Origin of the sequence: Geobacillus genomosp. 3, assembly GCF_000445995.2 — a bacterium.
Lineage (GTDB): Bacteria > Bacillota > Bacilli > Bacillales > Anoxybacillaceae > Geobacillus.
In genome coordinates this window covers 699818-713418 of record NC_022080.4, presented here as the reverse complement: position 1 = coordinate 713418, position 13601 = coordinate 699818, and the positions used below count along the sequence as shown (strand labels likewise).

Sequence of the window (13601 nt, the reverse complement as noted above, 5' to 3'; positions counted from 1 at the left end):
GACACACAATCCGAAGCGCTTCCTCCGTTTCCTTGTCACAGCATCCTTTACGGCTGTGGACGGATGACAAGCCGGCCGTTTTCGGCATCGACAATGACGGTGCTGTACTCTTTCACCCGCCCGGCGATCAGCTCTTTGGCGAGCGGCGTTTCGATTTGCTTTTGCATAAACCGCTTGAGCGGGCGGGCGCCGTAGACCGGATCGAAGCCCGCTTCGGCGATGTATCGCTTCGCCGCCTCCGTCAGCACAAGTTCAATATGGCGATCTGTCAGACGGTGCGACAGCTCGCGGGCAAACTTTTCGACGATGCCCTTTACTTCGTTCACCGACAGCGGCTTAAACAAGATGACGTCATCAATCCGATTTAAAAACTCAGGGCGAAAATGGGCGCGCAATTGGTCAAACACTTGATTGCGCGTCTGTTCATCGATGTCGCCGTTTTTGTGTTCCAATAACAGCAGCGAGCCGATGTTTGACGTCATGATGACAACCGTGTTTTTAAAATCGACCGTCCGCCCGTGTGAGTCGGTGAGCCGGCCGTCATCTAGCAACTGAAGCAAAATGTTGAACACATCCGGGTGCGCTTTTTCCATTTCATCGAACAATAAGACAGAGTACGGCTTACGCCGCACCGCTTCGGTCAGCTGGCCGCCTTCCTCATAGCCAACATAGCCGGGCGGCGCCCCGATCAAACGGGAAACAGCATGTTTTTCCATGTACTCGGACATATCGAGACGAATGAGCTGCTCCTCGCTATCAAACAGCGCCTCGGCAAGCGCTCTGGCCAGCTCGGTTTTGCCGACACCGGTCGGCCCGAGGAACAAAAACGAGCCGATTGGACGGTTCGGGTCTTTCATGCCGGCCCGCGCCCGCAAGACGGCGTCAGCGACAAGTTCCACCGCTTCGTCTTGGCCGATGACCCGCTCATGGAGCAGCTCGTGAAGGCGAAGCAGCTTTTCCCGCTCCCCTTCAACAAGGCGGGTGAGCGGAATGCCTGTCCAGCGCGACACGATTTCGGCAATCTCCTCTTCCGTCACTTCCTCGCGCAGCAGTTTCCCTTCGCGTTGCTCACTGATTTCTTTCTCAAGCTGCTTGAGTTGCTTTTCCAACTGCGGAATGCGGCCATGGCGGAGCTCGGCCGCCCTGTTTAAATCGTAGTCGTTTTCCGCTTTCTCGAGCTCACGCTTCGCCCGCTCAAGTTCCTCGCGCACGCGGCGGACGCGGTCAAGCGCCTCTTTTTCTTGTTGCCATTGCGCTTTCATGGCGTTCGCTTTTTCGCGCAAATGAGCGAGTTCTTTTTGCAGCGCTGCCAGCCGCTCGCGGCTCGCTTCATCCGTTTCTTTGCTTAAAGCCGCCTCTTCAATTTCCAGCTGCATGACGCGGCGCATCACTTCATCGAGCTCCGACGGCATCGATTCCATTTCCGTGCGGATCGTGGCGCACGCTTCATCGACCAAATCAATCGCTTTGTCAGGCAAAAAGCGGTCCGAGATGTAGCGGTCGGACAACACCGCGGCGGCGACGAGCGCCCGGTCGTGAATTTTCACCCCGTGGTGCACTTCGTACCGTTCTTTCAACCCGCGCAAAATGGAAATCGTATCTTCGCCGCTCGGCTCTTGGACGAGCACTTGTTGGAATCGGCGCTCAAGCGCCGGGTCTTTTTCGATGTATTGCCGATACTCATCAAGCGTCGTCGCCCCGATGCAGCGCAGCTCGCCGCGGGCGAGCATCGGCTTTAACATATTGCCGGCGTCGATCGCCCCTTCGGCCCGGCCGGCGCCGACGATCGTATGCAGTTCATCGATAAACAAAATGATGCGGCCGTCGCTTTTTTTTATTTCGTTTAGCACCGCTTTCAGGCGCTCTTCAAATTCGCCGCGAAACTTGGCTCCGGCAACGAGCGCGCTCATATCAAGGGCAAAAATCGTTTTGTCTTTCAGCCCCTCGGGAACATCTTTGCGCACGATGCGCTGGGCGAGCCCTTCGACGATCGCCGTTTTCCCGACGCCCGGTTCGCCGATCAGCACCGGGTTGTTTTTCGTCTTCCGCGACAAAATGCGGATGACGCGGCGAATTTCACTGTCGCGGCCGATGACGGGATCAAGTTTGCCGGCTTTTACTTCCGCTACAAGATCACGCCCATATTTCGTTAACGCTTCATACGTCGCTTCTGGATGCGGACTTGTCACGCGCTGATTCCCCCTTACGTTTCTCACTGCCACTAATAGAGCTTCCTTCGTCAAACCAAACGCCGCCAACTGGCCGGCGATTGATTCCGCGCCTTGAGGCAGCGCGAGCAGCACATGTTCAACCGATATGTACTCATCTTTCATCCGTTTCGCCTCTGCCTCCGCTTCGTCAAGCAGCCGCGCCAAGGCAGGGGCAATATACAGCTGCCCTTGTGCCGCCCCGTGCACTTCCGGCTTTTGGCGAAGCCGGTCTTGCAGCCAGCCGATCGCCTGAGCGCGGTCGGCGCCGCAAAGGGCAAACAGCCGCGGCGCCAAGCCATCTTCTTGCTCGAGAAGTGCCACGAGGAGATGCTCAATATCAAGCTGTTGATGATGCCGCTCTTTCGCCAGCGACTGCGCCGTCATGAGCGCCTCTTGCAGTCTTTCCGTCAAACGGCTTGCATCCATGCCGTCCCCTCCATTTGACCTTTTTTGACCATAAATAATTATAGCGGATGGCAACGCACAAGGGCAAATCAAAAGCCACTCCAAATGAGATGGAATGGCTTTTGCATCGCAATTTACGGTTTGCGTAAATACGTCCAATGCCGGTTATGGTTGGACGTTTCCGGGAACGTATCGCCGGCTTTCATCTTCAACTTTTTCGGATGCTTCACGTTGTCTCCCGTTTCGCCGATTTCAATGTACACACCGTTGTTCGGCGCTTTATCGCCTGGCTTAAAATGGCGCGGTTGGCCCATTTCATTCATCCCCCTTGCTTTGATTGCATTTGTTATCATACCCGGTTTCATCGCCGTTCATAAGAAGGGAAATGATGGCAGGCCGCAGGGACACCAAGCCGTTCACAACGACAAAAAGCTCCCCCTTGAAATCCCTCCTAAAACGAAAAAGGAACTCCCGAAGCGGGAATTCCTTTTTTGTTATAAAACGGACACCAAAATCGCTTTTTGCGCATGAAGCCGGTTGCCGGCTTGTTCGAACACGACCGAGTTCGGACCGTCCATGATGCCGGCCGTCACTTCCTCGCCACGATGGGCCGGCAGGCAGTGCAAAAAGAGATAATCCGGTTTCGCCGCTTGGACGAGCTGTTCGTTCACTTGATACGGCTGAAACACGTTCAGCCGCTCGGCGCTTTCGCTCTCTTGCCCCATGCTCGTCCAGACGTCTGTATAGATCGCATCCGCTCCGGCCACCGCCTCGACCGGATCGTGCGTCACCACAACGGCTGCTCCGGTGTTCTCGCCGATCCGGCGCGCCGCCTCAACGTACGCTGCCTTCGGCTCATAGCCCGGCGGACAGGCGATGGCCACATCCATGCCGACTTTGGCGGCCGCAACAAGCAGAGCGTTGGCGACGTTGTTCCCGTCGCCGACATAAGCAAGCTTCACGCCTTGGAACGTTTTTTTTGCTTCATAAATCGTCAGCAAATCCGCCAGCGCCTGGCACGGATGATCATCATCCGTCAGGCCGTTAATCACAGGAACGGACGCATATTCAGCCAGTTCCTCAACTTTTTGGTGCGCGAACGTCCGAATCATGATGACATCGACGTATTGTGACAAGACGCGGGCCGTATCGGCGATCGTTTCGCCGCGGCCGAGCTGCAAGTCGTTGCCATTTAAGTAAAGAGCCTGGCCGCCGAGTTGAATCATGCCGACTTCAAACGAGACGCGCGTGCGCGTCGACGGCTTTTCAAAAATCATCGCCATCGTTTTGCCGACAAGCGGCGTATAGGATACACCGGCCTTTTGTTTCGCCTTTAAATCGGCCGCAAGCGCTAATAAGTCGAAAATTTCATCCGTTGAGAAATCGAGCAACGTTAAAAAGTCTCTTCCTTTTAATGACATGACTGCATTCATGCGATCACCGCCTGTTCTGCCTGTTTTTTCTTCGCCAGCCAATCGTGGATCGGCTGCACATCGAGATGGTCGACATCGAGCGCCTGCAAGAAAAGTTTCACCGTTTCGCGTTCTGTGAAGACGAGCAACTGTCGGGACAACGCAGCCATTCGTTTTGAGGCCTCGCCTTCTTCCTTGCGCAAATCGATGACCGCCAGCGCTGCGCTTCGCTTCACCCACTCGGCCAACGGCACCTTTGACACGATGGCAAGCTGTTTCGCTTCGATTTCCGCGGCTAGCGCCTCATCGATGTCGCCGATCACATAGATTTCCTTGGCGTTTGCTTTCTTTTGCAAGTATGCATAAAACGCTTTGTACGCCGCTTCTTCTTTCGTCGCGGCGATGCTGATGCCTTCGCCGGTCGATTTCATTTCCGGCCCGACCGTCGGATCCACTCCCGGCAGCTTGTATGTCGAGAAAACCGGGTATTTCAATACCGCATACGGCATGACCGCCAACCCGCGCTCTTTGTCGTCCACGATGTCGACAAGCGATTTCCCAAGCAATAATTTTGTCGCAATTTGCGCCAGCGGCACGCCGGTCGTTTTGCTGACGATCGGCACCGTCCGGCTTGCGCGCGGATTCACTTCAAGCACGTACACATTGCCGCCGGCAATGACGTATTGAATGTTCATAATTCCTTTAAAGCCAAGCTTTTTGGCGATCCGGCCTGCGTAATCGACGATTTTCGCTTTTTCTTCGTCTGTGAGCGTCTGCGCCGGCAGCCATGCGTAGCTGTCCCCAGAATGGACGCCGGCTTTTTCGACGTGTTCAATGACGACCGGCAGCACGATGTCGGTTCCATCTGTAACAATGTCCGCTTCCGCCTCTTTCCCATCCAAGTACGCGTCAATTAAAATCGGGTACGTTAGCTCACCTTGCTCCACCAATGCCGCCAGCTGGGCTTCATCGCGGACGATGAACATGCCGCGCCCGCCGATGACATACGATGGACGGAGCAGCACCGGATAGCCGATTTGCCCGGCACCGGCCGCGAGCTCTTCGGCATTGTTGGCCATCAGCCCTGGCACGTGCGGAATATCGAGCTCTTCAAGCAACTGGTAAAACCGGTCGCGGTCCTCGAGCTGGTCAATCATATCGTACGTGACACCCAACAGTGGCACACCGGCTTCCTCAAGCCCTTTGACCAAATTGATGGCCGTCTGGCCGCCAAATTGGACGATGACATGTTTGATTTGCTCCGCCTCGATGACATCGAGGACGCTCTCAAGCGTCAGCGGTTCAAAGTAAAGGCGGTCGGCGACGGCAAAGTCGGTGCTGACGGTTTCCGGATTGTTGTTGATCATCACTGTTTCATAGCCTTCTTGCTGCAGCGCAAACACGCTATGGACCGAACTGTAGTCAAACTCAATGCCTTGGCCGATGCGAATCGGACCGGCGCCGATGATCAGCACTTTCTCTTTGCCGCTCGCTTCCTTCCGCTCGTCTTCGCCGAAATAGGACGAGTAGTAGTAGTCTGTCTCTGAATGAAATTCAGCCGCACACGTGTCGACCATTTTGTATGACGGCATGATGCCGAGCTCTTTCCGTTTTTTGCGCACGTCAAGTTCTGACACGCCCCACGTTTCAGCCAAAAAGGCGTCGCTGAACCCTTTTTCTTTTAGGTAACGGAACGTTGGCTCCTCAATCGTGTCCAGCGTCGCAGCCGCCGCCTGTTTTTCAAGGGCGACAAGCCGCTCGAACGAGCAAAGGAAAAAGCGGTCGATTTTCGTCCATTCATGGATCGCCTCCACCGTCACACCGCGGCGGAGCAGTTCCAAAATCGCGAAAAAGCGGCGGTCGTCTTTGTCGGCAAGCAGCTGTTTCAGTTCATCATTCGTTTTGGCTGCAAGTTCCGGCCAAAACAGTCCGTTGTTTTTCCCTTCAAGCGACTGCACCGCTTTTTGGAACGCCCGCTCCATGTTGCGGTCGATCGCCATCACTTCCCCGGTCGCCTTCATTTGCGTGCCGAGCTTCCGATCGGCATGCGGAAACTTGTCAAACGGCAGGCGCGGAAATTTGACGACAACATAGTCCAACGCCGGCTCAAAGCTGGCGTACGTCGTTTTCGTCACCGGGTTGATCAGTTCCGCGAGCGTGTAGCCGACCGCGAGCTTCGCGGCAATGCGGGCGATCGGGTAGCCGGTCGCTTTGGACGCGAGCGCCGACGAGCGGCTGACGCGCGGGTTGACTTCGATCAAGTAATAGTGTTTGCTGTTTGGATCCAAAGCAAACTGAATGTTGCACCCGCCGATGATCCCTAATGCGGAAATGATGTTCACCGCCGATGAGCGGAGCATTTGGTATTCTTCATCCGTCAATGTCTGCGACGGTGCGACGACGATCGAGTCGCCCGTATGAATGCCGACCGGGTCAACGTTTTCCATATTGCACACCGTGATGCACGTATTCGACTGATCGCGCATCACTTCATATTCAATTTCCTTAAATCCGGCGACGCTCCGCTCGATTAAACATTGGTGGATCGGGCTCTCGCTCAATCCCTTTTCTACGAGTGCGACAAACTGCTCCATGTTTTCGGCGATGCCGCCGCCCGTCCCGCCGAGCGTATACGCAGGACGAATAATGATCGGAAAACCGATTCGTTTGGCGAACGCGACCGCTTCGTCAACGCTTGTGACAATTTCGCTTTCCGGCACCGGTTCGCCAAGCTCATGCATTAACGCGCGGAACGCTTCGCGGTCTTCTCCGCGCTTAATGGCTTCAATCGGTGTTCCGAGCAGTTTCACCCCGTACTTTTCCAAAACGCCGGCCTCATGAAGCTGAAACGCCAAGTTAAGACCGGTCTGGCCGCCGAACGTCGCCAGCAGCCCATCCGGGCGCTCTTTGGCGATGACCGCTTCGACCGCTTCGACGGTGAGCGGCTCAAAATACACAGCATCGGCGTGGACGTCATCGGTCATGATCGTCGCCGGATTGTTGTTCACTAAAATGACGCGATATCCTTCTTCTTTCAAGGCGATGCACGCCTGCGTTCCCGAGTAGTCAAACTCAGCCGCCTGACCGATGACGATCGGCCCTGATCCGATCAGGAGAATCGATTGAAGCGATGGATCTTTAGGCATAGACGTTCTCTCCCTTTGCGACGGTTTGCAAAAATTCATCAAAAATATAACCGGTATCTTGCGGCCCCGGATGCGCCTCCGGGTGATATTGCACAGATAAAATCGGTTTATGGCGATGGACGATGCCCTCGACCGAGCCGTCATTGACGTTGATAAAGCGAATGTCAAACGGTTTGCCCGCCAAACTGCCCTCTTTGACGACGTAACTATGGTTTTGCGATGTCATCACCACTTTTTGTTTCACCGCGTCCCACACCGGCTGGTTGGCGCCGCGGTGCCCGAAGCGGAGCTTTTCCGTATCCGCCCCGTACGCCAAGGCGACGAGCTGATGGCCAAGGCAGATGGCGAGCGTCGGATATCGGTCGATGAGCTGACGAATAGTGGGAAGCTGATGACCCAACTGTTTCGGATCGCCCGGGCCGTTCGAGAGGACAAGGCCGTCCGGTTTCAGCGCCTCGATCGTTTCCGGCGCTGTATCGTATGGCACGACCGTCACCCGACAGCCGCGCGATAAGAGCGACTGCAAAATCGATTTTTTGCAGCCGAAATCGATAAGCACAAAATGCGGGCCGCCATGGCCGTACGTCTCAATCGTTTTCGTTGATACGTCGCGCACCGGAAACGCCGCTTCCCTAGCGGCTGCCGCCGGAACCGGCGACGCGCTCAATTCCGCCATCATCGTCCCTGCGGTGCGGATTTCTTTCACGAGGGCGCGCGTATCGACGTGGGTTAGAAGCGGAATGTTCCAATGCCGCAAATATTCCGCCAGACTGTATTTCGCCCCGTAGTGGAAGCCTTCACGGCTCGCTTCGTAGACAACGACGGCTTCTACATGCGGCCGCTTGCTTTCAAAGTCGTCTTCATTGATGCCATAATTGCCGATCAATGGATACGTAAAGACGATGACTTGGTTTTTATACGACGGGTCGGTCAGCACTTCTTGGTACCCGGTCATCCCCGTGAAAAAAACAACCTCCCCGACCACTGTTTGTTCAAGCGGAGCGGCGAGTTCGCCGCTGAACGTTTTTCCGCTCGCCACATGCAAGTACGCTTTCACTGACGCCACCCCAATGTTTTGATTTTTTATAACCGATATAGAATTTTTATGCATTAACAAGAATAAAAATGAAGCCGTCAACCGCCCGATCACAAGACGGCTGAGGCATTAGCGTGTTTCAACACGGCCGCTAACACGTCGACTGCTTGATCGATTTCCGCTTTTGTCACGACAAGCGGCGGCAGCAGGCGAATCACCTTCGGCCCCGCCGAGAGGACGAGCAAGCCGTTTTCGTGAATCACAGGCAAGAGCGGGGCAACGTCTGTTTGGCACTCGATCCCGACAAGCAACCCGAGCCCGCGCACATCCGTAACGATGTCAAACGCAGTAAGCGCTGTGGTTAACCGTTCAAGCAAATAGCGTCCCTTTTCTTGCACCTCTTGCAAAAACGCCGGGTCAAACACGACGTCCAACGTCGCTTTCGCCGCCGCCATCGCGACCGGATTGCCGCCAAACGTCGACCCGTGCACCCCAGGGCCGAACGAATCTTTTAAAAACGCTTTGCCGATCATTGCGCCAACCGGAATGCCGCTGCCAAGCCCCTTGGCAGCTGTCATGATGTCCGGCTCGATGCCGAAATGCTGATAAGCAAACGGCTTTCCGGTCCGGCCGATGCCGGTTTGCACTTCATCGATGATCAAGAGCGCACCGTGTTTTTGGCACAGCTCCGCTGCCGTCTGCAAAAACGCCCGGTCAATCGGGCGGACACCGCCTTCCCCTTGGACGACTTCAAGCATGACTGCCGCCACGTCCTCGCCCATCGCCTGCTTAAGCGCCGCCACATCGTTAAACGGCAAATGGACGAATTCTGAAAGAAGCGGACCGAAGCCGCTATGCACTTTCTCTTGCCCGGTCGCCGCCATCGTCGCAAACGTGCGGCCATGAAACGACTGGCGGAATGTGATGACTTTATGTCTCCCAGTATGTTTGCGCGCCAGCTTCAGCGCCGCTTCATTCGCCTCCGCCCCGCTGTTGCAGAAAAAGACATAATCACCGGCGCTATGGGCGACAAGCTGTGCGGCCACTTCCTCTTGAATCGGAATCGTAAATAAGTTTGAGACATGCCAATATTGATTCAGTTGCGTTTCAACCGCCTTTTGCACGTGCGGATGACGATGCCCGAGATTGCAGACAGCAATGCCGGAGACAAAATCAAGATATTGTTTTCCGTTCACATCGGTCACAACCGCCCCTTCCGCCGCTTGAACGGCGATGTTCCAACGGTTGTAGGTCGGAAACAGCGCGCTCATAAATAGACCCCCACTTCTTTGCGAATCGTTGTCCCTTGCCATGTTCCGTTCTGGTAAAACGGCGTTTTGCCGCTGACGATCATCACCTTCGGCAACGCGTCAGATAAGGCGGAGAGCGCCGCCTTCACTTTCGGAATCATCCCGCCGGTGATGACGCCATCCTCAATCAACTGCTCGACCGTTTCGGCTGTCGCTTCCTTAACGAGCGCGCCGTCTTGCAAAATGCCGGGCACGTTCGTCACAAACGCGAGCTCACCGGCGCCGATCGCGGCCGCAACCGCCCCGGCGGCCGTATCGGCATTAATGTTGTACGTTTGCCCGTTTTGGTCGGCGCCAAGCGGAGAAATCACCGGAATGTAGCCGGCCGCAAGCAGCGTGCGCAACAGCTGGGAACGAACGGTTTTCACACGGCCGACATAGCCAAGTTTGGCCAAATCAATTGGTTCGGCTTCCAGCAGCCCGCCGTCCACACCGGAAATGCCGACCGCCGGCAGCCCGTGCTGCGTGAGCATCGTGACAAGCTGTTTGTTCACTTTGCCGGAGAGCACCATTTCCACAACGGCGAGCACGTCTTTTGTCGTTTTGCGCAAACCGTTGACAAACTCGCTCGATACGCGAAGCGTTTTGAGCATCTGTCCGATTTCCGGCCCGCCGCCGTGGACGATAACGACATCCATCCCTTGTTCCCGCATCGCGTTCACGCTGGCAAAAAAGGCGGGGGACAGCTCTTCTAACACGCTGCCGCCGCATTTGATGACGACCGTTTTTCCCATTTCTCTCTCCCCTTACGTCCGGTAACTGGCGTTAATTTTCACATAATCGTATGTCAAATCGCAGCCCCACGCAACGCCGACACCATCGCCCATGTGCAAGTCGACCTCAATGACGACGGTCTCTTGCTGCAAATACGCCGCCGCTTCTTCTTCCGAGAACGGCTGCGGCTCGCTTCCTTTCAGCATCACAATCGGCCCGATCGCGACGTCGACATTGTCCGGGTTGACGTCTGCATCCGCATAGCCGATCGCGCCGATGATCCGCCCCCAGTTGGCATCCGCGCCGTAGACCGCGGTTTTCACCAAGTTCGAACCGACGATTTGCTTCGCCACTTTTTTCGCCTCATCGTCCGTTTTCGCGCCGCGCACGCGCACTTCAATGAGCTTCGTCGCTCCTTCGCCGTCTTTGGCGATTTGTTTCGCCAAGTCTTCGCACGTTTTCCGCAGCGCTTCGTAAAAGCATTCCCAATCCGGATGATCCGGCGTCAATTCGCCGTTTCCGGCAAGCCCGCTCGCCATCACAACGACCATATCGTTCGTCGACGTATCGCCGTCAACGGTAATTTGATTGAATGACACATCCGTAATCGAACGGAGCGCCTCCTGAAGCACCGGTGAAGAAATGTTGGCATCGGTCGTGATGAAGGCAAGCATCGTCGCCATGTTCGGATGGATCATCCCCGACCCTTTCGCCGCCCCGCCGACAGTAATCGTTTTGCCGTCGACCGTCGTTTCGTAACAAGCGTGTTTCATCACCGTATCGGTCGTTAAAATCGCTGTTTGAAACGCCTCTGCATCCGCCGCTGTCGCCCCTGGGACGAGCTGTTTGATGCCGGCGCGGATTTTCTCCATCGGCAAGCATTCGCCAATGACGCCGGTGGAAGCTACCGCCACATAATGAGGCGCCAACCCAAACTGCTTCGCGCACAGCTCGCGCATTTCATAGGCGTCTTTAAGCCCTTGCGCACCGGTGCAGGCGTTCGCACACGCGCTGTTGACGATGACGGCTTGCAGTTTTTGCTCGGCGGCAAGGCTCTCTTGCGTCACTTTCAGCGGCGCCGCCTGAAAACGGCTTTGCGTATACACTGCCGCCGCCGAAGCCGGCACATCGCAGACAATAACTCCTAAATCTTTTTTCGAATAGCGCAGCCCGGCATTCACTCCGGCCGCTTGAAATCCTTTCGGCGTGACCACTGTTCCGTCGGCGACCGCCGTCACTTGCCCCGTTTGTTTTGTGATCGTCATCGTTTTTCCCCTTCCCTCACGGATACATCGGCAAGGAGTGGAGGCCCTCAGCCTCATCCCAGCCCATCATCAAATTGAAGTTTTGCACCGCCTGCCCGGCAGCGCCTTTCATCAAGTTGTCGATCACCGACACGACCGTCACCCGTCCCGTCCGCTCATCGTAGGCGAGGCCGATGTCGCAATAGTTCGAGCCATACACTTCCTTCGTCGCCGGAAACTGCCCCGGCTTGCGGATGCGAACAAACGGCGAATCTTTATAACTTGTTTTATATAAATCTACCAAGTCGCCAAGCGAAAGCGGCTGTTTCGCCTTCGCATAGATCGTCGCCATAATGCCTCGCGTCATCGGGATCAAATGAGTGCTGAACGTGATCGGCGCCACCGCTTCATTCCACGTCTGCAGCATTTGCTCAATTTCCGGAATGTGTTGGTGGGCGTTCACTTTATAAATTTTCACATTTTCGTTCACTTCGGAAAAATGCGTCCCGAGCCCGGCTTTCCGTCCCGCCCCCGATACGCCCGATTTGGCGTCCACGATGATCGAGTCTTCTTCAATGAGCCTTTCTTTAACAAGCGGGGCGAGACCAAGCAGCGTCGCCGTCGGATAGCAGCCCGGGTTGGACAAAAGCACGGCCCCGCGGATCGCCTCCCGGTTCCACTCCGTCAGCCCATATACGGCTTTTGCCAAATATTCCGCAGACGCGGCCGGCCGCCCGTACCATTGTTCGTACACCGCCCCGTCTTGCAAACGGAAATCGCCCGATAAATCAACCACCTTCACTCCCCGGTCGACAAGCGCCGGCGCCCACTCCCCCGACACTCCAGGCGGCGTGGCGAAAAAAACCGCATCATAACGGGAAAGCGCCTCGATGTCAAGTTTATGCAACACCGCACCACCGATATCACCGACGTGCGGGAAACTTTCCGATAAATGCATTCCGTCCTGAGACGATGAGAACACATCGCAGCGGCTCACATGCGGATGCCCGTGCAACAAGCGGACCAGCTCTGCGCCGCTGTACCCCGTCGCTCCAATAATGGCTACGTCCATAACCGTTCCCCCTCATCCGTATGCCTCATGTAGTTTTCATTATAATACTGTATAAAAATAAAATCAAATGTATATTTAATAATTTTGCGGAATTTTTCTCCTCTCTCTACAAAACAGCGAACGCCAAAGCTGATGTAGGTGTCCGATCAAGCTTTTTCGTTCCTGTTCGGGCCGACGTTCCTTTAAAATGAAAAAGGGACATTCCCTAAACAAATGTTCAACAATTTTTCAATATTTCCACTGTATTTATATTGACTTCCCTTTTCTTTACTGTAAAATTTTCTTATAGGGTTATATGTAAATAGAAGGTTGTGATGGAATGGATCGTATATCTTCGGAACTGCGGGAGTTGTTGACAACCATTTACCGCACAATTCCGGTCAAGAAAGGGACGTTCTTGTTTCAAGAAGGGGAAAAAGCAGACGACATTTACTATATACAATCCGGCAAAATCCAAATCAGCAAAACGAACATGGACGGTCAGGAACTGACGCTGCGCATTTGCAGCCAAGGCGACTTGATCGGCGAGCTGACGCTCTTTTGCCCCGGCGCCCGCTACATGCTGACGGCGAAAGTGCTCGAAGACGGCACCGTTTCCGCCATTCGGCGTGAAACGCTCGAGACAGAGCTGGCCAACAACCCGAAACTGGCGATTGAGTTTATGAAATGGATGAGCCTTCATTTCCGCAAAACGCAGACGAAATTCCGCGACCTCATTTTACATGGCAAAAAAGGGGCGCTTTATTCAACGCTCATCCGTCTGTGCAACAGCTACGGGGTGATGAAAGAAGACGGCATTTTGATCGACGTGCCGCTGACGAACCAAGAGCTTGCCAACTTTTGCGGCACCGCCCGCGAAGTCGTCAACCGCATGCTCGGCGATTTGCGGAAAAAAGGCGTCATCTCCGTGGAGAAAGGAAAAATCCACGTCCACGACCTGCAATACTTGCGCAACGAAATCGCCTGCGAAGGTTGCCCGCCCGAGCTGTGCAGCATCGAGTGACAAACAGGTGCGGCAATTGAACGCTCTCCCACCTACGCGTACGCTTCGA

The 13601-nt window shown here is 55.2% G+C and carries 10 protein-coding genes; 1 reads left to right on the top strand and 9 read right to left on the bottom strand.

The window, feature by feature from the left end:
* Nucleotides 1-47: 47 nt before the first annotated feature.
* The 9 genes from clpB to argC form a co-directional block, all read right to left on the bottom strand.
* The gene (clpB, locus tag M493_RS03685; protein WP_020958933.1) at nucleotides 48-2636 is read right to left on the bottom strand and encodes an ATP-dependent chaperone ClpB; all 2589 of its coding nucleotides are present in this window, start codon (nucleotides 2634-2636) and stop codon (nucleotides 48-50) included.
* A 113-nt stretch (nucleotides 2637-2749) separates the two neighbouring features.
* The gene (locus tag M493_RS03680; protein WP_020958932.1) at nucleotides 2750-2929 is read right to left on the bottom strand and encodes a YjzC family protein; all 180 of its coding nucleotides are present in this window, start codon (nucleotides 2927-2929) and stop codon (nucleotides 2750-2752) included.
* Between the two features lie 180 nt (nucleotides 2930-3109).
* Entirely contained in the window at nucleotides 3110-4048 is a 939-nt protein-coding gene (argF, locus tag M493_RS03675) for an ornithine carbamoyltransferase (RefSeq protein WP_020958930.1), read from the bottom strand.
* A complete protein-coding gene (locus tag M493_RS03670) occupies nucleotides 4045-7173 on the bottom strand; it encodes a carbamoyl phosphate synthase large subunit (RefSeq protein WP_020958929.1) in 3129 nt (1042 codons plus the stop codon). Before M493_RS03670 ends, argF begins: the two co-directional genes overlap by 4 nt.
* Nucleotides 7166-8230, bottom strand: coding sequence for a carbamoyl phosphate synthase small subunit (locus M493_RS03665; protein ID WP_020958928.1), 1065 nt, complete (start codon nucleotides 8228-8230; stop codon nucleotides 7166-7168). Before M493_RS03665 ends, M493_RS03670 begins: the two co-directional genes overlap by 8 nt.
* An 89-nt stretch (nucleotides 8231-8319) precedes the next feature.
* Nucleotides 8320-9480, bottom strand: coding sequence for an acetylornithine transaminase (locus M493_RS03660; RefSeq protein WP_020958927.1), 1161 nt, complete (start codon nucleotides 9478-9480; stop codon nucleotides 8320-8322).
* Nucleotides 9477-10253, bottom strand: a complete 777-nt coding sequence (gene argB, locus M493_RS03655; RefSeq protein WP_020958926.1) for an acetylglutamate kinase — start codon at nucleotides 10251-10253, stop codon at nucleotides 9477-9479. The genes M493_RS03660 and argB overlap by 4 nt, the downstream gene beginning before the upstream one ends.
* A gap of 12 nt (nucleotides 10254-10265) precedes the next feature.
* Nucleotides 10266-11498 (bottom strand): bifunctional ornithine acetyltransferase/N-acetylglutamate synthase, encoded by a 1233-nt coding sequence (argJ, locus tag M493_RS03650; RefSeq protein ID WP_020958925.1) that lies wholly within the window; start codon nucleotides 11496-11498, stop codon nucleotides 10266-10268.
* A 16-nt stretch (nucleotides 11499-11514) separates the two neighbouring features.
* Nucleotides 11515-12549 (bottom strand): N-acetyl-gamma-glutamyl-phosphate reductase, encoded by a 1035-nt coding sequence (gene argC / locus M493_RS03645; RefSeq protein ID WP_020958924.1) that lies wholly within the window; start codon nucleotides 12547-12549, stop codon nucleotides 11515-11517.
* Between the two features lie 319 nt (nucleotides 12550-12868).
* Here argC and M493_RS03640 point away from each other — a divergent pair, with 319 nt between their 5' ends.
* Nucleotides 12869-13552: a Crp/Fnr family transcriptional regulator gene (locus M493_RS03640; RefSeq protein ID WP_020958923.1), complete on the top strand. Its 684-nt coding sequence runs from the start codon at nucleotides 12869-12871 to the stop codon at nucleotides 13550-13552.
* Nucleotides 13553-13601: the final 49 nt, after the last annotated feature.